Origin of the sequence: Actinomadura sp. NTSP31 (assembly GCF_041951385.1) — a bacterium.
Lineage (GTDB): Bacteria > Actinomycetota > Actinomycetes > Streptosporangiales > Streptosporangiaceae > Spirillospora > Spirillospora napierensis.
In genome coordinates this window covers 1-18,727 of the sequence record NZ_JBGNUT010000054.1, presented here as the reverse complement: position 1 = coordinate 18,727, position 18,727 = coordinate 1, and the positions used below count along the sequence as shown (strand labels likewise).

The 18,727-nt window shown below is 73.4% G+C and carries 18 protein-coding genes and 3 tRNA genes; 10 read left to right on the top strand and 11 right to left on the bottom strand.

The window, feature by feature from the left end; translation table 11 throughout:
- Genes ACA514_RS46820 through ACA514_RS46810 form a run of 3 tightly spaced genes read right to left on the bottom strand, consistent with a single transcriptional unit; the run spans position 1 to position 2,124 of the window.
- Positions 1 to 864, bottom strand: coding sequence for a complex I subunit 1 family protein (locus tag ACA514_RS46820; RefSeq protein ID WP_375048001.1), 864 nt, complete (start codon positions 862 to 864; stop codon positions 1 to 3).
- Positions 857 to 1,792: a hypothetical protein gene (locus tag ACA514_RS46815; protein ID WP_375048000.1), complete on the bottom strand. Its 936-nt coding sequence runs from the start codon at positions 1,790 to 1,792 to the stop codon at positions 857 to 859. The genes ACA514_RS46820 and ACA514_RS46815 overlap by 8 nt, the downstream gene beginning before the upstream one ends.
- On the bottom strand, positions 1,783 to 2,124 hold the full coding sequence (locus ACA514_RS46810; protein WP_375047999.1) for an NADH-quinone oxidoreductase subunit A: 342 nt from the start codon (positions 2,122 to 2,124) through the stop codon (positions 1,783 to 1,785). The genes ACA514_RS46815 and ACA514_RS46810 overlap by 10 nt, the downstream gene beginning before the upstream one ends.
- 799 nt (positions 2,125 to 2,923) lie before the next feature.
- Here ACA514_RS46810 and ACA514_RS46805 point away from each other — a divergent pair.
- Positions 2,924 to 5,098: a hypothetical protein gene (locus tag ACA514_RS46805; protein ID WP_375047998.1), complete on the top strand. Its 2,175-nt coding sequence runs from the start codon at positions 2,924 to 2,926 to the stop codon at positions 5,096 to 5,098.
- Between the two features lie 43 nt (positions 5,099 to 5,141).
- On the opposite strand, the gene ACA514_RS46800 is transcribed toward ACA514_RS46805, so the two are convergent.
- Entirely contained in the window at positions 5,142 to 5,594 is a 453-nt protein-coding gene (locus ACA514_RS46800; RefSeq protein ID WP_375047997.1) for a hypothetical protein, read from the bottom strand.
- Between the two features lie 230 nt (positions 5,595 to 5,824).
- On the opposite strand from ACA514_RS46800, the gene ACA514_RS46795 reads away from it, so the two are divergent.
- The 8 genes from ACA514_RS46795 (at position 5,825) to ACA514_RS46760 (ending at position 14,565) form a co-directional block, all read left to right on the top strand.
- A complete protein-coding gene (locus ACA514_RS46795; protein ID WP_375047996.1) occupies positions 5,825 to 6,427 on the top strand; it encodes a helix-turn-helix domain-containing protein in 603 nt (200 codons plus the stop codon).
- A 158-nt stretch (positions 6,428 to 6,585) separates the two neighbouring features.
- Positions 6,586 to 8,598, top strand: coding sequence for an MMPL family transporter (locus ACA514_RS46790; RefSeq protein WP_375047995.1), 2,013 nt, complete (start codon positions 6,586 to 6,588; stop codon positions 8,596 to 8,598).
- Between the two features lie 48 nt (positions 8,599 to 8,646).
- Entirely contained in the window at positions 8,647 to 9,465 is an 819-nt protein-coding gene (locus tag ACA514_RS46785) for an SAM-dependent methyltransferase (protein ID WP_375047994.1), read from the top strand.
- A 234-nt stretch (positions 9,466 to 9,699) separates the two neighbouring features.
- Positions 9,700 to 10,032 carry a hypothetical protein gene (locus ACA514_RS46780; RefSeq protein WP_375047993.1) on the top strand — a complete coding sequence of 111 codons (333 nt, stop codon included), beginning with the start codon at positions 9,700 to 9,702 and terminating at the stop codon, positions 10,030 to 10,032.
- A complete protein-coding gene (locus ACA514_RS46775) occupies positions 10,029 to 10,355 on the top strand; it encodes a hypothetical protein (protein WP_375047992.1) in 327 nt (108 codons plus the stop codon). Before ACA514_RS46780 ends, ACA514_RS46775 begins: the two co-directional genes overlap by 4 nt.
- Positions 10,259 to 11,533 (top strand): PrsW family glutamic-type intramembrane protease, encoded by a 1,275-nt coding sequence (locus tag ACA514_RS46770; protein ID WP_375047991.1) that lies wholly within the window; start codon positions 10,259 to 10,261, stop codon positions 11,531 to 11,533. Before ACA514_RS46775 ends, ACA514_RS46770 begins: the two co-directional genes overlap by 97 nt.
- On the top strand, positions 11,530 to 12,000 hold the full coding sequence (locus ACA514_RS46765; protein WP_375047990.1) for a hypothetical protein: 471 nt from the start codon (positions 11,530 to 11,532) through the stop codon (positions 11,998 to 12,000). The genes ACA514_RS46770 and ACA514_RS46765 overlap by 4 nt, the downstream gene beginning before the upstream one ends.
- Positions 12,001 to 12,060: 60 nt before the next feature.
- Positions 12,061 to 14,565: a hypothetical protein gene (locus ACA514_RS46760; RefSeq protein WP_375047989.1), complete on the top strand. Its 2,505-nt coding sequence runs from the start codon at positions 12,061 to 12,063 to the stop codon at positions 14,563 to 14,565.
- Positions 14,566 to 14,610: 45 nt separating this feature from the next.
- Here the strand turns inward: ACA514_RS46760 and ACA514_RS46755 are convergent.
- From ACA514_RS46755 to ACA514_RS46725, 7 genes are all read right to left on the bottom strand, one after another.
- A tRNA-Glu gene (locus ACA514_RS46755) sits at positions 14,611 to 14,683 on the bottom strand.
- A gap of 280 nt (positions 14,684 to 14,963) precedes the next feature.
- Positions 14,964 to 15,036: transfer RNA gene (locus ACA514_RS46750), tRNA-Glu, on the bottom strand.
- 22 nt (positions 15,037 to 15,058) lie between these two features.
- A tRNA-Gln gene (locus ACA514_RS46745) sits at positions 15,059 to 15,130 on the bottom strand.
- A gap of 103 nt (positions 15,131 to 15,233) precedes the next feature.
- On the bottom strand, positions 15,234 to 15,866 hold the full coding sequence (locus ACA514_RS46740; protein WP_375047988.1) for a DUF2461 domain-containing protein: 633 nt from the start codon (positions 15,864 to 15,866) through the stop codon (positions 15,234 to 15,236).
- 55 nt (positions 15,867 to 15,921) lie between these two features.
- Positions 15,922 to 16,686: a fumarylacetoacetate hydrolase family protein gene (locus ACA514_RS46735; RefSeq protein WP_375047987.1), complete on the bottom strand. Its 765-nt coding sequence runs from the start codon at positions 16,684 to 16,686 to the stop codon at positions 15,922 to 15,924.
- Positions 16,687 to 16,708: 22 nt separating this feature from the next.
- Positions 16,709 to 17,578 carry a cellulose binding domain-containing protein gene (locus ACA514_RS46730; RefSeq protein ID WP_375047986.1) on the bottom strand — a complete coding sequence of 290 codons (870 nt, stop codon included), beginning with the start codon at positions 17,576 to 17,578 and terminating at the stop codon, positions 16,709 to 16,711.
- 83 nt (positions 17,579 to 17,661) lie between these two features.
- Complete coding sequence (locus ACA514_RS46725; protein WP_375047985.1) at positions 17,662 to 18,030, bottom strand: hypothetical protein; 369 nt, start codon at positions 18,028 to 18,030, stop codon at positions 17,662 to 17,664.
- Between the two features lie 268 nt (positions 18,031 to 18,298).
- Between ACA514_RS46725 and ACA514_RS46720 the strand changes: the two genes are divergently transcribed.
- The gene (locus ACA514_RS46720; RefSeq protein ID WP_375047984.1) at positions 18,299 to 18,646 is read left to right on the top strand and encodes an antibiotic biosynthesis monooxygenase family protein; all 348 of its coding nucleotides are present in this window, start codon (positions 18,299 to 18,301) and stop codon (positions 18,644 to 18,646) included.
- The last annotated feature ends 81 nt before the right edge of the window (positions 18,647 to 18,727 follow it).

Sequence of the window (18,727 nt, the reverse complement as noted above, 5' to 3'; positions counted from 1 at the left end):
TCAGTCCACGACGACGATCGCGACCACGAGCATCTGCAGCAGCACCGCGGGGATCAGCACCGTCCACGCCACCTGCATGAACCGGTCCATCCGCAGGACGGGCCACCGCCTCCTCGCCCACACCAGCAGCGCCAGGACGGCGCCCGCCTTCACCGCCGACCACAGCCACGCGGGCAGCAGCGGCCCCGCACCGCCGCCGAGGAACAGCGGGACGGCCACGGCCGACGCCACGGTGAGCAGCCCGTACCGTCCGGCGAGGAAGACCAGGCGGTCGGGCCCGGACAGCTCGGCCGCCGCTCCCCCGGCGATCTCGGCGCCCAGCGGCGCGCCGAACGGCCCCCAGAACGCCATCGCGAGCGCGGACACCAGGTACACCGCGAACGCCACCGGCATCCACACCCCGAACCACAGCCCGCCCTGCGCCGCGCCGATCGCCCGCAGGTCCAGCGAGTGCGCCGCCAGCGCCGCCGTGATCAGGGCGAACATGTGCGGCAGCTCGTACGCCAGGCCCTGCGCGACCATCCGGTACCCGCCGACCAGCGCGTACGCGGAGTTGACGCCCCATCCCGCCAGCCAGACCGACGCCCACACGACGACCTCCATCGCGTTGAACCACACGACACCGACCCGCGTGTCCAGCGCCGCGTGACCACCGAACGGCACGACGAGCGCGGCGAGCGCCGCCGCCACCGGCAGCGAGATCGCGCCGGCCCGCGTCAGCAGCCGGTCCGCGCTGGGCGCCGCGCGGCGCTCGGCCACCAGCAGCCGCGCCGCCTCGCGGACCGGGCCGGGGCCGCCCGCCAGCACCGCGTCCAGCGACGCCGCCGCGACCGCCAGCAGACCGAGGACGACCACCTCAACCATCGGCCCGCACCGCCGCAAGGTCCGGATCCAGGCTCGCCACGATCAGCCGGGCCTGCGCCAGCTCGACGCCCGCCACCAGCCCGGGCAGCACCGACACGAGCGCCTCCGCCCGCTCATGGCCGTGCGGGACCTCGCCGTCGAGGGCCCGTCGGATCTCGTCGAGCCGCCCCCGCAGCCGGTCGTCGATGTCGCCGGCGAGCCGCGGCGCGACGCCGTACCGCTCCGCCGCCTCCGGTGTGAGGTTCCCGACCCCCTTCGTCATCCACCGCAGCGATCGCGAACGCCGGACCGTCCGGTCGAACGCGTCGAACCGCTCCCTGATCTGCTTACCGCCGAGAAGGTCATCGCGGAGAACGGCGGCCCGCCGCGCCGCGTCGTCCCACCCCGCGACCCGCAGGAGCCGGGCGAGGCCGTCGAGCCCGCGCGCCGCCGGCCGCCCCTCCCAGAACGATCCGCCGCCCGTGTCGACCATCACGGCGTCCGCGCTCTGCACCACGTCCCCTTGAAGCGCCAGGTCGAGCCGCAGGCCGGCGGGCCAGTCAGCCAGCACGGGACCGAGCGGCACGTGCAGGACGTCGAGCCGCAGGCCGTCCCGGTCGTCCGCCCGCCCGGCCGTCTCCACCTCGCCTGCCCGGTGGGGTGGCCGCGACCCGTCCCACACGATGTCGTCCAACGCGTCCGGCCGGACCCGCGCCCGCGGTCCCGGCATGCCGGACCAGACCTCGTCGATCGCCTCCGCCAGCGCCTCCCCCGGACGGCCGCAGACCACGAGCACACCCGTCTCCACCGGCGACACCGCCGCCCGCCACCCCCGCCGCCGCAACCCGGCCTCGACCGCGAGCCGCTCCCCCGTCCCGTCGGCCGCCGGCACCACGAACGCGCGCGGGCTCCCCTCCGCGAGCCGCCGCAGCCGCCGTCTCAAACCCACCGCAGCGCCCCTTCACGCCACGCGTACAGGACGCCGACCAGCAGCAACGCCAGGAAGGCGAACATCTCCACGACGGCCTTGACGCCCACCGACGCCACTACGAGCGCCCACGGGTACATGAAGACCATCTCCATGTCGAAGGCGAGGAACACCATCGTCACCGCGTACCAGCGGACGTGGTACCGCGACATCGCGTGCTCTCGCGGACGCCCGCCCGACAGGAACGGCCCGCCCTCCATCTCCGGCGCGACCGCGTACGACACCGCGTAGACGGCCGCTATGACCGCCCCCACCAGGCCCAGGACCGACAGGACCACGGCGTACGACGGCATCGCCCCTCCCGGTTCCCGGCGTCCATCACCAGACGGTCTACCTGATCACCGCCGCCGGAAACCTCCCGGGGGTAAATGGGAACCGCCCGCGCGGGGCCGCGGGGACGCCCCCTTCCCGCGCGGCTCCGGAAGGTCCCGCGGCTCGATCCGGCCTGACCGCCGACCTTCCTCCGATGCACCGCTTTTCCGTACACTTCGCTTCTGTGCTGTCGCGAGGGGGGCGAATATGAGCACGGCCGATCGGCCTGACGACCAGGACTCGCCCGGGGCCCCCGCACCCCCGCCCCCGAACTGGGGCCGCGCCGGCCATTCCAAGCCGCCCCCGGCCGAGGGCGACCGGCTCGTGGCGAGCTGGCGCACGCCGACCCCGGCCGCCCGCGACGCCGAACCCGCACCGCCCCCACCGCCCGCGCCGGACGCTCCGGCGGCGGACGAGACGCCGGCCGTCCCGTCCGCCGAGCAGGCGAGGACACCCGGGCGTCCCGCGCGCACCCCCACCGGCCCGGCCGCTCTGCCCCGCAGCCCCATGGCGGCGGCAGCGTCTCCGCCGCCGGCCGTCCCGGTCCGCCCGCTACCACCGGCGGGCCCTCCGCCCACCGCGACGCCCGGTCGACCGGCGCCACCGCCACCAGAAGCACCACCCGCACCGCGCCCGGCACCGCCCGTCCAACCGCAGCCGAACACGAGCGCCGGCACGGAAAGAAGACCGGCGCCGTGGCCGCGCGGCGCGGGCGGCGAGAGCGCGGCGCCCGCCGCGCCGAACGCCCACGCCGGCTCGGGTGGGCGGCCGATGGGGCGGGTGCGGGTTCGGGCGGCCGAGGAGCCGCAGGGTGCGGACGGGCCGGTGTTCGACCGGCCGCGGGGCGCGCCCACGCCGCCGGAGGGCGGGGCGACCCGCGTGTTCCGGCCCGGGCTGCGCTCGGGGATCGCGGTCGCGGCGGTGGCGGTGCTGGTCGCCGGGGGCGTGGCGTACCTGGTGCGGGACGGCGGTGGCGGCGGCCGGACCGGCGCGCCGGGGGCGGAGGCCGCCGACAAGGTGTTCGCGGTGCCGGCGGCGCTGTACGACGGGCACCAGCAGACGATCACGGCGGTCGCGGTGCACGGGGAAACGGCGGTGACGGTCGGGAGCGAGACCGTGGACGCGCCGCGGGGGCAGATCCTCGTGTCGTCCGACGGCGGCGAGGCGTGGAACGTCGCGAAGGTGGAGGACGAGGGCGGGACGAGCGGGGACGTGCCCCAGGTCGTCGCGGCGGGGAGCCGGTCCTGGGCCGCGTTGGGCGGGGGCCCCGGCGGCGTGGCCGTGTGGACGAGCGCGGACGGCCGGACGTGGTCACATCGGGCCGGCGGCAAGGGCGTGTTCAATCCGGGCGACCACGTGACCGGACTCGCGGCCACCTCGGCGGGGTTCGCCGCGATCGGGACGAACCAGAGCACGCCCGTGCTGTGGACGTCCTCGGACGGCGCCACGTGGCAGCGGCAGCAGCCGGCCTTGCAGGGCATGCCGCAAAGCATCGCGGCGAGCGGGGACACGCTCGTCGTGCGGAACGACAAGGGCGACCTGTGGCGGTCCGCCGATGCCGGGCGGACGTGGGCGCGCGCGGAGGTTCCGCAGAGCGACGGGTCGTACGGGCCGGTGGTCGCGTTGACGTCCGGGCCCGGCGGGTTCTTCGCCGCGCGGGAGGGGCGCCGGACCGGCGGGTCGTCGAAGAACCCGAAGAAGCGCGGGCTCGCGGTGTTCTTCCGGTCGTCCGACGGTGTCGGCTGGACGCGTTCCAGCACCATCGACCGCAGCACCTACTCCGGATTGGCGGCGTTGGGCGGGTCGGACGCGGGGCTGGCCGCGCTCACCCCGCTCACCGACGGGCGGGTGGCCGTGCAGAGGAGCACGGACGGCGTGAACTGGCAGTCCGTGGAAAGGCTCGCGACGGACCAGGGGCGCAAGGCCGAGTCGACGGCGGCGCTTCCCAAGGGCGTTCTCGTGGCGGGCCATCAGAACACCGGCGCGTACCTGACGGCTCCGGGCGCGCGCCATGGGGACATCGACCTGCTCTCCGTTCCGGGCGCGGTCACGCCGGACCGGACCATCAGGCGGCTGGTGTCCGCCAATGGGACGACGTTGGCGGTCGGCAGCGGTGCCGGAGAGGCGGCCGTCTGGGCGACGCGGGACGGTAAGGCGTGGACGCGCGCCGGCGGTACGGGGCTCGCAGGCCCTGGTGTCCAGCGGCTGTCCGCAGCGGTCCACGGGCCGAAGGGCTGGGTCGCGGCAGGACGCAGCGCCACGAAGCCGCTGCTCCTCACCTCGGCTGATGCGAACGCGTGGAACCCCGTGACGGCCCCGGCGGATGACGACGGCGAGCTGGGCGGCGCCGCCTACGGGCCGGCGGGCTACGTCGTCGTGGGATCCACGGACAAATCACCCATCGCATGGCGTTCGGACGACCTCGCCCAGTGGACCGCCGGATCCGGCGATCTGCAGGACGGGAAGATGCACGACGTCGCCTCCGTGACGAAGGGCTATGTCGCGGTCGGCGAGCGCAATGGCGCGCCGGCCGTGTGGACGTCCGACGACGGTGCGAAGTGGACCTCGATACAGCCGCCGCAAGCGCAGGGACCGCTGACCCATGTCGTGGCGCGGGGCGACACCGTGGTCGCGACGGGTGCGGGCAACGTGGTCGCCGTGTCGTCCGACGCGGGACGGACGTGGCGCGCCCAGACCGTCCAGGCGTCCGCGCTTTCGGCGAGCCTGGCGACGCCGCGCGGATTCGTCCTCGCGGGGACGCCGGCCGGGACGGACGACGTCGCGCTGTGGAGCTCAGCTGACGGCGCGTCGTGGCGGACGACCCGCTCGCACGGCGCCCGTCTGGAGGGTGACGGGAGCCAGCGGCTGACCGGCCTCGCCGTCCAGGGCGAGGGCCTCATCGCGACCGGTACGGACGGCGCCGCCCCGACCCTCTGGCGCACCGATCTGCCCTGAACCGGGAGGCCGCGGCGGGAGGGTCAGGACGCGGCGGGGAGGGTCAGGACGCGGCCTGCCGGCGGCGGTCGGCCTCGGCGGCGCTGAGGATCATCTCGTCGACGACCCAGCGGGCCTCGGGCGACAGGTCGACCAGGGCGCGCAGGACCTCGGGGCGGATGATGCCGTGCTCGACGTCGCGGCGGAGCGCCTTGAGGGTGATGTCCTCGTCGATGGGGGCGGTCTCGCTGGGGCGCCCGAAGTACCCGATCGGCACGCCGAAGAAGGTGGCGAGCGCGCGGAGGGTCTTGAGCTGGGGGTTCTCCTGGCGGCCGGTGCGCAGCTTCCACACGGTGGTGGAGGAGATGTCCTCGCCGGTGGAGTTCGCGATGGCGGCGGCCGTCTCGACGTTGTTGCGCGGCGGCTGCGCGTCCGCCGGCCACAGGTTGCGGATCAGCCATTCGACCTTGTCCGCCAGCGTCGCGCCCGGCGCGATCTCTTCCGTCTTGTTGCTCATCCGGCCCCTCCCGAACCTCGCCGACGCCGACGACTTTAGTTGACCGCAGAAGTCGCCGTCAGCCAAGGACACGGGCCATGTTTCAGCGCGTGTCGGATCGATCACGCAGCAGAACCGGGCCCTGCGGGGTAGCGGGCGCCTCACCCGCGGGCGCCACCCGCCTCCCTCCCTGCGGCGAACTCTGCCAAGAAGGATTGCAAAGGCCCTTTGCAACTCGTAGCGTCCGGGCCATGGAACAACCGCCGCCCGGGCGGCCGCCCCCGCAACGGCCGCCGCAAGAGCAGCCCGCCCCCGAAGTGATCACCGACCCGCGGCAGGTGCGGCTGCTCGCCCACCCGCTGCGGCAGCGGATCGCGGAGATCATGCGGCGCGGGCCCGTCTCGTCCACGACCCTCGCCCGCGAGCTGGGCCAGAGCACCGGCGCGACGAGCTACCACCTGCGGCAGTTCGCCAAGTACGGGTTCGTCGAGGAGGTGCCGGAGCTCAAGCGCGGGCGGGAGCGCTGGTGGCGGGCCGTCCCGGCGGACCGGCGGATCCCGCCCTACCGCGAGCAGTCGCCCGCGATGCGGGACGCGGTCGAGCAGCTGACGAAGCTGGAGGTGGCCGACGAACTGGAGATGCTGGCCCGCTTCCAGCGGGAACGCGACGGGATGGGCGAATGGGCGGACGCCCTGCTGTTCTCCTCCTCCACCGTCACGCTGACGCCCGACCAGGTGCGCCCCTTCTTCGAGGAGTACATCGCGCTCCTCTACCGCTACAAGCGGGCCGACGACGACCCGCCGCCCGGTGCGCGCACCCTGCGCGCCCGGTTCCTGGCCTTCCCCGAGGTCTGAGCCCGCACAGGTCCGGGCCCGCCTAGGTCTGGGCCCGCAAAAGGTCCGGGCCGCCGAGTTGCCCCTCGGCGGCCCGGGCGGAGGCCGCATCACATCCGCCGCCGGCCGGCGGCGGTCGCTCACACGATGCACAACCCCCATGGAAAGGAGAGCACCTCATGCTGCTCTCGAGCAAACGCCTGGTGAAATGGGCGGTCCTGCTGCTCTGGATCGCGATCGTCGCGGTCGCGGTCCCGTTCGCGGGAAAGCTGCCGGACGTCGTGAAGGCGGAGTCGGCGGCCGAACTTCCGCGCGGCGCCCAGTCCACCGAGGTCGAGAAGCTCACGGACCGGTTCCGGGACGGCAAGCAGGCGCCGGCCGTCATCGTCTACGCACGTACCACGGGCGTCACGCCCGCCGACCGCACCGAGGCCGGCGCCGACCGCCGCGCCCTCGCCGCGCTCGCGGCGGGGACGGTCGACCCGCCGCAACCGTCGCGCGACGGCCAGGCCCTCCTCCTGACCGTCCCCCTCCACGACGATGACGACCTCGCGGACAATGCCGAGAAGGTCCGCGACATCGTGACGGGCCACGTCCCGCGGGGGCTTCAGGTGAAGGTGACCGGGCCCGCCGGCGCGGCGCTCGACTCCGGCGACGCGTTCCGCAAGGTCGACAAGCCGCTTCTCCTGGTGACGGTCGTGCTGGTCGCGGCCGTGCTGCTGCTCACCTACCGCAGCCCGGTCCTGTGGCTGCTTCCGCTCGTCAGCGCGGCGGTCTCGCTCCAGTTGTCCACGGCGGTCGTCTACCTGCTGGGCAGGTACGCCGACCTGTACGTCGCGGACGGCATGTCGACCATCCTCGACGCGCTCGTGTTCGGCATCACCACCGACTACGCCCTGCTCCTCCTCGCCCGCTACCGCGAGGAACTGCGCCGCCACGAGGACCGGCACCGGGCGATGGCCGTCGCGCTCCGCCGCGCCGCCGCGCCCGTCACCGCGTCCGCCGCGACCGTCTGCCTCGGGCTGCTGTGCCTGCTCGCCGCGCGCATGGGCTTCAACTACGCGCTCGGCCCGGTCGGCGCGATCGGCGTCGCCGGCGGCCTCGTCGTCGCGATGACGCTGCTTCCCGCGCTGCTGGTCGTGCTCGGCCGCTGGGTGTTCTGGCCGCGTATCCCCCGGTTCGGCGACGCGCCGCCCTCCCGCGGCGGAGTCTGGGACCGCGTCGGCCGCCGCGTCGCCGCGCGCCCCCGCCTGGTCTGGACGCTCGGCGCGGCCGTGCTGGCCGCGCTCGCCGCCGGCTGCCTCGGCGTCCACACCGGCCTCGACCGCGCGCACTTCCTCACCACCACGCCGAACTCGGTGAAGGGCGAGCGCATCGCCGCGGCCCACTACCCCGGCGACGAGAGCCGGCCCCTCCAGGTCATCGGCCGGAAACCGGTCGACCTGCGCGGTCTCCCAGGGATCGCGCGGACCGGAACGCCCGAGACGTCGGCCGACGGGCGCCTCACCCGCACCGCCGTCGTGCTGACCGACCCGCCCGACGGCGACGCCGCCCAGCGGACCGTCGAGCGGATCCGCCACGCCCGGCCGGACGCGCTCGTCGGCGCGGGAGCGGCGAGCGAACTCGACCTCGCCGACGCGCAGGCGCACGACCGCCGGGTGGTGATCCCGCTGATCCTCGCGGTCGTCCTGCTCGTGCTGACGGCCCTGCTCCGCGCCCTCGTCGCCCCGCTGCTGGTGATCGCCACCGTCGTCGCGTCGTACTTCGCCGCGCTCGGCGCGTCCTGGCTGCTGTTCCGGTACGCCTTCGGCTTCCCCGCGCTGGACGTCCAGGTCGCGCTGATGGGCTTCCTGTTCATGGTGGCGCTCGGCGTCGACTACAACCTGTTCCTCGTCTCCCGCATCCGCGAGGAGGCGGCCCGCGCCGGGCACCGCGCGGGCGTGCTGCGCGGGCTCGGCGTCACCGGCGGCGTCATCTCCGCCGCGGGGCTCGTCCTGGCCAGCACGTTCGGCGTCCTCGGCGTCATGCCCGTGACGATGTTCGTGGAGATCGGCGTGCTGGTCTCGCTCGGCGTCCTGCTCGACACCTTCCTCGTCCGCTCGGTGATCGTCCCCGCCCTGGCCCTCGACGCCGGTCCCCGCTTCTGGTGGCCCGGGGCCGCGCCCGGTACCGGCCACCGCGCGCGCCCGTGAACCGGTTCCCAGAGAGGATCGGCAGAGGTTGGATGGTTCCCGCCGTCCATGATCCCGAACGAGGAAGCCACCGTGACCGACCAGACCCCTCCGATCGACTCCACCGTCCCCCAGACCGCCCGCATCTGGAACTACTGGTTAGGCGGGAAGGACCATTTCGAGGTCGACCGGCAGGTCGGCGACGACATCCTGAAGGTCCTCCCCGACATGGCGCTGTTCGCCCGCGCCACCCGGCAGTTCCTGCAGCGCGCCGTCCACCACCTCACGGCCGACCTCGGCGTCCGGCAGTTCCTCGACATCGGCACGGGCCTGCCGACCGCCGACAACACCCACCAGGTCGCGCAGCGCGCCGCGCCGTCCGCCCGGGTCGTCTACGTCGACAACGACCCGCTCGTCCTCGCGCACGCCCGCGCGCTGCTGACCGGCGCGCCGGAGGGCAGGACCAGCTACCTGGACGCCGACCTGCGCGACCCGGAGAGGATCCTCGCCGGCGCGGCCGAGACCCTCGATCTCGGCGAGCCCGTCGCGCTGATGCTGATGGGGATCCTCGGCCACATCACCGACGACGGCGAGGCGCGGTCGATCGTCCGGCGGCTGACGGATGCCCTGCCCAGCGGCAGCTACCTCGCCCTGTACGACGCGACCAACGTCGTCGACCCCGCGTCGGCCGCCGCGATCGAGATCTGGAACCAGTCCGCCGAACCGCCCTACGTCCTGCGCACGCCCACGCAGCTCGAAGGCTTCTTCGAGGGCCTGGAACTCCTTCCGCCGGGCGTGGTGTCCTGCCCGCTGTGGAACGCGCCTGCCGCCGAGATCGGTGAGGCCACCGAGATCGACGAGTTCTGCGGCGTCGCCCGCAAGCCCTGACCCCGTCCTCCGCGAGTCATTCGTCCCAGGCGAAGCAGGGCAAGGCGGGCCTCACCGCGGGGTGACAGGTCGGTGGCCGTATTCCCGACGTATACCGGCCGTGCCTACCATTCGGATCGTCAGTCCCCCGCCCGGTATTCCGACCTTTCCCCTTGCGGGACGCGACGCCGGTCGCGTCCCGCAAGGGGCGACGCCCGACGATCCTTGATCACATCGCACAGAGCGACAGGGACCATGAATGACGATCGCGTAGCCGACGCCGCCCGAGGCGCACCGCGCCCGCAGCTGCTGCTCCTGATGGCGGGCGCGGTGATCGGCGTGGTGCTGCTGGCCGCGGCCCTGGCCGTCGAGCTGTCCGGCGGGAACGACCCGCGGACGCCCGCGATGCCGACCCCGACCGTGCCGACGATGCCGAACCTGCCCACCACGTTCCCGAACGTTCCACCGGGATCGACCGGAATGCCCACCGAGTTCCCGACGCAGATGCCGACGAATTTCCCCACGGAAATGCCGTCCCTCCCGACGAACCTGCCCAGCATTCCGCAAATCCCGGGAGGTGCGCCGTGACGGCCCCCGTGGCGGCGGACGGCGTCCGGGCCGCCATCCGCGACACCGTCCGCGACGACGTCGCCGCCCGCGCGCGGGCGCTGCTGGTCGCCCGGCTGGCCATCGCCCTGTACCTGGTCGAGCTGCTGCTCAACCTGCTGCGGCCGCACGTGCTCCCGAACGAGCCGGCCCTGTCGATCTTCCAGCGGCTCCCCGGCTCGGACGGCTGCTCGGCACGCCCCGCGCCGTGTTCTGGACACTCCTCGCCGGCATCGTCATCGGCGCCGCGCTCCAGGCGTACGTGCTCGCCACCCGCCCGGACGAGCGCCGGGCCAGGGCCCTGACCTGGGCGATCATCGGAGTGCTGCTGCTCCCGTTCGGGCTGATCCCGCTGGCGGTCATCGGCGCCGCCCCGGGGCCGGCGCTCGCCTGCGTCCCCGGCACCGCCCTCGTGCTGTGGCTGCTCCACCACGCCCAGCGCCTCTCCCGGATCCCGCTCGCGATGCTGCTGGTCGCGTTCGGCTGGGGCGCGCTGATCGTCTTCGGGCTCGGACGCGCGTCCAGCAACCTCGCGTTCGGCACCATCAACGGCTTCGCCCTCAACGGCCACAAGAGCGACCTCGCCGGTCAGATCCACACCCAGTACCGCATCATCGACGGGCTGCTCGTGCATCTCGGCCTCGTGAACGCGCTGCTCGTCGCGGCCGGCGTCGTCCTGCTCCTGACGCTGTTCCGGCACCGCGTCACCGACGCCGTCACCGGCCTGGTCGTCGGCGCCGCCATCGGCCTCGGCTACAACCTGGTGGAGAGCGTCCTGTTCATCCGCCTGTTCGGCATGCTCAGCGCGTTCAACGGCGCGACGGGCGGCTTCGAGTACTGGATCCGCCAGTCGATCGGCCTGCTCGGCGGGCAGGTCGCCTTCGGCGCGGTGCTCGGCGCCGGGATCGGCCTCGCCGCGCAGGCGCACGACCGCGGGCAGCGCCGCCGCACCGCGGCGGCCGCCCTCGTCGCCGCGGCCGGGGGCGCCATCGCCACCGAGACCCTGGCGGCCTGGCTGTCGCACCTGGCCCACGACCACATCACGGTCGGCGGCCCGCTCGACACCCTGATCATCTCCCCGTTCTTCTGGCTGCTCCCCCAGGTGCCGTTCATCCTCGTGGCCGTCCTGATCCTGGTCCACGGGACGCGCGTCCGAGGCGCCGCCGCCCGCGCCGCCGTGTCCGCCGAGACCGCGTCCGGCCCGGCCGTCACGCGCCAGGAGGCGCCGTTCCTCATCGACCCGGCCGTCCGGTTCTGGACCCTCATCGGCACCTGGCGGCTCCACGGATGGAACGGGCTGCGCACCCTCCGCCGCCTGCAGACGGCCCAGCTCGACCTGGCCGCCTGGCGATGGCAGCACCCGGATCCCACCGGCGAGGAAGGAAACGCCTTGCGGGCCAAAGTGATGCGGCTGAAGACCGGCCCGACGCCCCAGCCGATGCCCCCGGCGCCCGCGCCCCGCCCCGGGCAGGCGGCGTCATGACGCGCCGCGGCCTCGCGACGCGCGCGATCCGGTTCGTCCTCGGGACGCTCCTCTGCGCCGGCCTCGTCCTGCCGCTGACCGCGCAGAACGCCTCCGCCTGCGATGTCAGCTACGAGTACAAGCCGTCCATCGACCTTGAGCACTTCGGGCACAACCGCACCTGCTCGACGTCCACGTCCCTGGGCGGCGCCACCATCGTCGCCGTCCTGGCCCTGGGCGCTCTCGCCGCCGCCGGCGCGCTGGGCTTCAAGCGCGGCGCCGCCGCGGCCGGTGGTCCTTCCGGCGGTCCCGGCAGCCCCTCCCCGACCCTGATCGCCTACCTCCAGGCGACGAGCCTCAACCTGCAACCGCGAATGGCGAGCCGCCCACCCGCCGCACCACCCGGGTACCCGGCCCAGCCGCCGCAGCCCGGCCCGCCGCCCCGCTCCGCGCCGCCCGACGACGCGGGCCCGTCCCCGGCTTCCTGATCGCTCCCAGGCTCCGCGGGACCCGGCCGCTTCCTCCGGCCGACCGCCGAGGAGGCACCGATGCGAAGCCGTCACGCCGCACTCCTGCTCGCGGTCCTCGTCGCCCTCGCCACCGCGGCCCCCGGCGCGTCCGCGGCCCGGGTCCGGCCTCCGGCATCGCTCGAAGCCACCTCGGAGGCGGCCCCGGGCGGCCGGCTCGACATGAGCCGCTTCCCCGTGCTGTGGGAGACGGAGCGCGGCAAACTGATCATGAGGAAGATCGCCGAGGACGGGAATCTGGGCCGGCCGGGGCTGACCTACGCGGTCACGCACGTGGTGCTCGACGTGCCGCCGGGAATGGCGCGGGACGTCGCGGCGATCTTCGCCTCGATCTGGGGCACGCGCGAGGAGCAGGGCACCGGCGCGCGGGTGCTGACCGCACAGGCGATCGACCGCGAGAACCCGCGGCTTTACCGGGAACTGCTGAACGAGACCGCGGTGACGTCGAAAAGCATCGTTCTCCAGACGGTCGGGCGCAACTGGCCGCAGGTGAACAACAACGGCTGGTTCAAACTCCACGCCGAGATCATGGCCTTGAAGGCGCAGGCGAAAGCGAGGTACGTCGTGGCGGCCCGGACCGCCGGACGGACCCCGGAACAGATCAAGGCCGCGTCGCAAGAACTCGATCGCCGCCTGCAGAAGCTCGGGGAAGGCAACGCCTACCGCGACTACCTCGCGAAAGGATTCACGCTCGACCACGTGGCGGTCGGCCCGTCCCGGCTCTCCAAGGACGACGAGGTCGTGCGGCAGCCCTGCGGCAACAAGTCCGGCGGGACGTGCAGCGCCGTCGCCCCGGACGCCGGCTACGCCGTCCCCACCCAGACGGCGGACGACACCACCGTCGCCCTCGCCTACGCGCTCGCCGCCCCGCACCTGATCGACGACGCGCTGGCCGCGCACGACCAGCCGGAAGCGCAGATGTGGGCGGGCGCGTTCGCGACCATAGCGACGGGATTCAAGACGGCCTATGACAGAGACCTGAAGAGGTTCCCGGAACTGAAGCCGAGACTCCAGCAGGCCCGCACCCTGATGAACAAGGTCCAGAAGGCCGCGGACCTCCAACTCCGGGTCCTCGGACAACGCGACCTCGCCACCAAGGTGCACAGCTCGCGCTACGTACTGCAGAGCCATGTCGAGCGGGCCGAGGAATTGGACGCCGAGGCCGCTGCGATCAAGCAGAACGCCGCCAAGAAGTCCAAGAAGGCCGTGCAGAACGTCGGGCTGGCCTGCACCAAGGCGACGGCGCTCGGCAGGCCCGCCACAGGCGGGAGGCGGCTCGCCGCGCTGGTGGCGCCGCCGCTGAAGGCGCCGTGCGGCGGGGAGGAGCAGAGCGGGCTGGTCAAGGGACTCATGTCCGGCGACCTCGGCGGGGTGGACTTCTCCACGCTGCAGATGCGGTACATGTCCGACACCGGCGGCCGCGTGAAGTACTCGTTCTCCGGACGGCCGGGCTCCCCCGGGCTCGTCCAGGACGCCGGATCGGGGCTCGACGCGGTCGAGAACAGCACCGCCGACCTGCGGACCTGGCTGGTCCTCGACCCGAGCGAGTTCTGGGTGAACCTCAATCCGGACGAGCCGAGCCGGATCATCGCCCCCGCACTCGGGCGGACCAACGCCGGCAAGGCCCTCCTCGAAGCCGACTATCTGATGAAACGCACCGAGGGGGAACTGCTCGACCCGAACACCGGCCTCGGCGCGAAGTACTGGGACGCGCTGATGGGCGGCTCGACCAAGGCGTGCTACTCGTCCCGCATGTGGATCGTCCCCGGCGACGTCGAAGTACGCGAGGACGGCTCGTCCCTGTACATCCTCAAAGCCGACCTGGCGGTGAAGGCGAAGGCGCAGCACATCGCCAACGCCGGCAAGCTGTCCTGCGTCTCGGACCCGGCGAGCGACGCCCGCAACGAGCGGCTGGAACAGCGGATGATCGTTCCAGCGGTGGTCAAGGCCGTCAACACCGCCCCCGAATACGCGCCCATCCGCCGCGCGTTCCTCGCCCGCGTCATCGCCCAATGGATCCGGAAACGGCACCAGGACGGTCACCGCACGTCCTTCGACGGACTGATCGGCTCCGGGAACATTGGCCCCGCAAAGCTGCAGGACGGCTGGACGCCACGGCAGGTGTACGACTCGTTCGTCCGTTCCATCCAGAACGGCGACTTCACCTACACCCAGACGATCAACCGGGGCGGCGTGCGGGAGATGCGCCACATGGTGACCGGAGGCGTCGACTTCAGCAAGATCCCGATGAGCGCGATCGACTCCGCGCGGATGGACCGCGAGCACCCGCGGCTCCCGCAGACGGTCGAGGAGTCCGCGACCCGCCCCGCGTCCGCTGCCGACGGTTCGGTCTGGCTGGGCGAGACCGCCGAATCGCCGGACAACGGGCTGTGGTCCAGAACGTCCGGCACCGTGCGCGCCTTCGTGACCGGCCGCACGGGCATCGCGGCCGTCATCGTGGTCGCGCTCATCGTGGTGGTCTTCGGCATCCGCACCGGCTCGGGCCGCGGACGCCGCACGTCCTGACACGAAAAAAACCGCGGGTCCGGGGACTCGCGGTCTGGTGGAACGTACCCCCGAGCGGATTCGAACCGCCGTTACCGCCTTGAGAGGGCGGCGTCCTAGGCCACTAGACGACGGGGGCCGGACTGTGGTCCGAGGCGGTCTCCCGCTCGGGCCTCGCCCAGCCTACCGGACCCCGCCCCCCACCTCGAACCGAATTCCACCCCGTCCCGTAGAACCCGCACCGGCCCGGATACGCAAAAAGCCCGGTCAACACTGACCGGGCACTTCGCAGAAAACCAGGGCTTCGCGCACACCCCCCGCGCGGCGAAGCCGCGCACCGGGGGTTCCAGGGGGTCGCCCCCCTGGGTGAACACCACGGGCCGGGGCGAAGTCGGCCGAAGGCCGACGAGCATGCAACGTACCCCCGAGCGGATTCGAACCGCCGTTACCGCCTTGAGAGGGCGGCGTCCTAGGCCACTAGACGACGGGGGCCTGTCCACGTTGGTGGACGCAGCTGGGGTACCAGGACTCGAACCTAGACTAAGTGAACCAGAATCACTCGTGCTGCCGATTACACCATACCCCAGTGCGGTACGGGCTTCCGGGCCGTTTCCGGCTGGTCGCTCGCGCCTCGAAGAGAATACAGGACGGCGCGTCAGCGGCCAAAACGATTGCCGCGACGGGCGGCGTCAGCGGGTGAAGTCGGGCGGCCCGACGTGCTCGTCACCCCACTCGACCAGCGGACGGAGGCGGCGCCAGGCGGTGCGGACGCGCGGAACGACCTCCTGCGTCGACATCCACGAATCCACGGGCCAGCCTTCGTGGGCGTAGAGGGAGCGGTGGCGCAGCAGGTCCAGGCGGGGGTGGTCCTCAGGGGTGCCGCGCGGGCGGGTCTTGAGGCGGTCGCCGGCGATCTCCAGCCCGGCGGCCCGCAGGCCGTCCACGATCGCCTGGAGCTCCTTGCCGGACGAGTCGGCGTCGACGGCGGCCCGGTAGCTGCGGAGCTGCTCCGGCGTCGGCGCGTACATCCCGCCGGCGACCATCAGGCCGTCGGCGTCGATCTGGACGTAGTAGCCGCCGCTGTGCCCGCCCTGGTGCGTCTTGTAGGGCGTCTTGTCCTTGCTGAAGCGGACGTCGCGGTAGGGGCGGAACAGCTTGACCGCGCCGAACTCCTCTTCGAGCTCGGCGCACAGGCCGCTCATCGGCTCGCGGACGTGCTCCTCGTAGGACCGCCTGTTGGCCGTCCAGTAGGACTTGCTGTTGTCGGCGAGAAGGCCCTCGTAGAACGCGAAAGCCTCGCCGGTGAAGCCGGTGAACGCCATGACCTCCCCCTTCGTACGGCGTCCCCAGCTTAGGGACGCCGTACGACAGCGGCGGTCAGTCGCGGGTGACCACGCGGTTGGTGAGGGCGCCGATGCTCTCGATCGTGACCGTCACCTCGTCGCCGACCTGCAGCGGGCCGACACCGGCCGGGGTGCCGGTGAGGATGACGTCGCCGGGCAGCAGCGTCATGACCTGGCTGACGTACTCGACCAGGCTCGGAACGTCGTGCAGCAGCAGCGACGTGCGCGCCTCCTGGCGGACCTCGCCGTTCACCGTGGTGGAGATCGCCAGGTCGGACGGGTCGGCCTCCGTCTCGATCCACGGGCCGAGCGGGCAGAAGGTGTCGAAGCCCTTCGCCCGCGTCCACTGCCCGTCCTTCTTCTGCAGGTCGCGGGCGGTGACGTCGTTGGCGCAGGTGTAGCCGAGGATCACGTCGGCGGCGCGGGCGGCGGGGACCTCCCGGCACATGCGGCCGATCACCACGGCCAGCTCGCCCTCGTGGTCGACGCGCTCGGAGAGCCTGTCCGGGTAGGCGATCGCCTCGCCCGGCCCGATCACCGCGGTGGACGGCTTGGCGAAGATCACCGGTTCGGCGGGCGGCTCGCCGCCCATCTCGCGCGCGTGGTCGGCGTAGTTCTTGCCGATCGCGATGATCTTGCTGGGCAGGATCGGGGCCAGCAGCCGCACGTCGGCGAGCGGGAATCGCTGCCCGGTGAAGGTCAGCTCACCGAACGGGTGGGCCGCGACGGCGGCGATGGTGTTCTCCTCCACCACGCCGAAGGACATGCCCTCGTCGGTGGAGAACCTGGCGATACGCATGGCCGAGAGCCTAGTACGCGGCTCAGAAGCCGCACGCGGCGCCGTTCAGCAGGCAGCGCCCCGGCGTCGTCGGGACGCCGGACGCGCCGTACTGGACGTCCAGCGTGCCGCCGGGCGGGATCGGGCCGGCGCCCTCGATGATCGGATGGGATCCGCCCCGGACGAGCCGGCCCTCCCAGACGTTGCGGACGTCCGCGCCGGGCGCGTCGAAGCTCACCCGCCAGGCGTTCATGGGCCGCCGGGTGCGGTTGGCGATGACGAGACGGCCCTCGTAGTAGCCCTCGTCCCGCTGGACGACCTGGAAGGTGATGCCGTCGCCCGTCACCACGGTCCCGACCGGCACCTCCGCCGGCGCCGGACCTCTCCGGGCGGGTCGGCTCGGGGACGGGCGGCCGGACGCCCGCGTCGTCTTCACCGCGGGGGCCTGCGGCGCGGGATCCTCGTCCGATCCGCCGCCGCTGAGCAGCGAGACCGCGCCCAGGGCCACGAGCATGACGAGCACGGCCGCGGCCAGCGCGGTGATGACGCCGTAACGCCGCGGCCGGGCCGCCGTCGCCGCGCGCGGAGACTGCGGCCCGAAGCCCGGGACGACCGGGTTCGTCATCGTGCCCGGCCCGTCGGCGGCGGACGGGGCCGTCCCGCGTTCCCCGTCCGGGGCCGGCTGCCCTGCGACACGGCGATCGTCCGGGTCGAGCGCCCCCTCGACCTCGTCCGGCGGGTCGGGGGCCGTGACGTCCGCCGCGGGCTCGGGCGCGGCGGGCGGCCCGCCGCTCTCCGGCGGGTCCGGCGCGGTGGTGTCCGGCTCGGCGCGTTCGCCCTCCGGGGCGGGGCGGCGGAACTCGACGGTGGTCGTGTGGTCCGGGGGCACGTAGCCGGGCTCTTCGCCGCTCAACTCCTCGACCTCCCTGGCCGGTCTCATGGAGTCCGACGCCGACCGGGCCGGTCGAGTTCGGCGAAGCCGCCCGAAATGTACGGTCAGCCGGCGGTGGCGGGTTCCAGGCCGCGGCGGGCGGCCTGGCGCTGGTGCCGGTTGAGCATGTCCGTGATCAGCTCGATCGCGTCCGGGGTGCCGATGCCCTGGGCGCCGCTGAGCCAGCGGGTGGCCTCGGCGAGCAGGTCCTCCGCGGCCCCGTCGGCGCCGTCGTCGGCCAGCCGGCCGAGCACGGAGCCGAGCCGCAGCGCGGCGGCGGCGTGCCCGGACTCGGCGGCCCGCCGGAACCAGTCGGCGGCCCGCCCGAGGTCGCCCGCGCACTCGTGGATCTCGCCCAGCCCGAAGGCGACGTCGGCCCAGGTTCCGTCCGTGGGACGCCCGAGGTCCTCGGGACTCCAGGGTCGGACAGGCATGCGATCACTCCGGTGGGTCGGCTGCGGACGGACGGCGCGCGGGAGGCACACGCGTGCCGTGCGCGAACCATGGTGGCCGCGCCGCCCGAAATCCGCCACCGGTTTCGGTGGGTTTGATGGAATTTCTACGTGACTACCCGGTCAGTCCAGGAAACCCCCTCGTCCACCCGAACGAGAAGCGGGCGTGGCCGACGCCGGAGGGTGGCCCGCGGTCCGGTTGCGGGCGGTGTGAGTACGGTGGGCACGACCAGACGTGAAGGGGGTCGGCGTGTCCGTCGTCAAGATCAATGTCCTGACCGTGAACCCGGAGATGCGCGAGGAGATCGAGAAGCGCTTCGCCGGGCGGGCGGGGCTGGTGGAGTCCGCCGAGGGCTTCGAGGGCTTCGAGCTGCTGCGCCCTGTGGAGGGCCAGGACCGATACCTCGTCTACACCCGGTGGCGCAGCGAGGAGGACTTCCAGCGCTGGACGCAGAGCCAGTCATTCCAGCGCGGGCACGCCGAGGCCGCCAAGGAGCGCCCCGCCGGGCACGGCCACGGGCACGGCGGTCCCGCCGCGGCGGGCTCCGAGCTGTGGGGCTTCGAGGTCGTCGAGAGCGCCGGCCCCAAGCAGGGCTGACCTGGACCGGTGCGGCGGGCGCGGGCGCGGGCCCCCGCCCCCCCCTTTAGCGCAGCCCAACACCCGGGCCTGGGAGTCGGC

Coding starts and splice junctions, on each gene's coding strand:
- ACA514_RS46820 (WP_375048001.1), bottom strand. CDS start 864: ATGGTTGAGGTGGTCGTCCTCGGTCTGCTGGCGGTCGCGGCGGCGTCG.
- ACA514_RS46810 (WP_375047999.1), bottom strand. CDS start 2,124: ATGCCGTCGTACGCCGTGGTCCTGTCGGTCCTGGGCCTGGTGGGGGCG.
- ACA514_RS46800 (WP_375047997.1), bottom strand. CDS start 5,594: ATGAGCAACAAGACGGAAGAGATCGCGCCGGGCGCGACGCTGGCGGAC.
- ACA514_RS46795 (WP_375047996.1), top strand. CDS start 5,825: ATGGAACAACCGCCGCCCGGGCGGCCGCCCCCGCAACGGCCGCCGCAA.
- ACA514_RS46790 (WP_375047995.1), top strand. CDS start 6,586: ATGCTGCTCTCGAGCAAACGCCTGGTGAAATGGGCGGTCCTGCTGCTC.
- ACA514_RS46785 (WP_375047994.1), top strand. CDS start 8,647: ATGATCCCGAACGAGGAAGCCACCGTGACCGACCAGACCCCTCCGATC.
- ACA514_RS46780 (WP_375047993.1), top strand. CDS start 9,700: ATGAATGACGATCGCGTAGCCGACGCCGCCCGAGGCGCACCGCGCCCG.
- ACA514_RS46765 (WP_375047990.1), top strand. CDS start 11,530: ATGACGCGCCGCGGCCTCGCGACGCGCGCGATCCGGTTCGTCCTCGGG.
- ACA514_RS46760 (WP_375047989.1), top strand. CDS start 12,061: ATGCGAAGCCGTCACGCCGCACTCCTGCTCGCGGTCCTCGTCGCCCTC.
- ACA514_RS46740 (WP_375047988.1), bottom strand. CDS start 15,866: ATGGCGTTCACCGGCTTCACCGGCGAGGCTTTCGCGTTCTACGAGGGC.
- ACA514_RS46735 (WP_375047987.1), bottom strand. CDS start 16,686: ATGCGTATCGCCAGGTTCTCCACCGACGAGGGCATGTCCTTCGGCGTG.
- ACA514_RS46725 (WP_375047985.1), bottom strand. CDS start 18,030: ATGCCTGTCCGACCCTGGAGTCCCGAGGACCTCGGGCGTCCCACGGAC.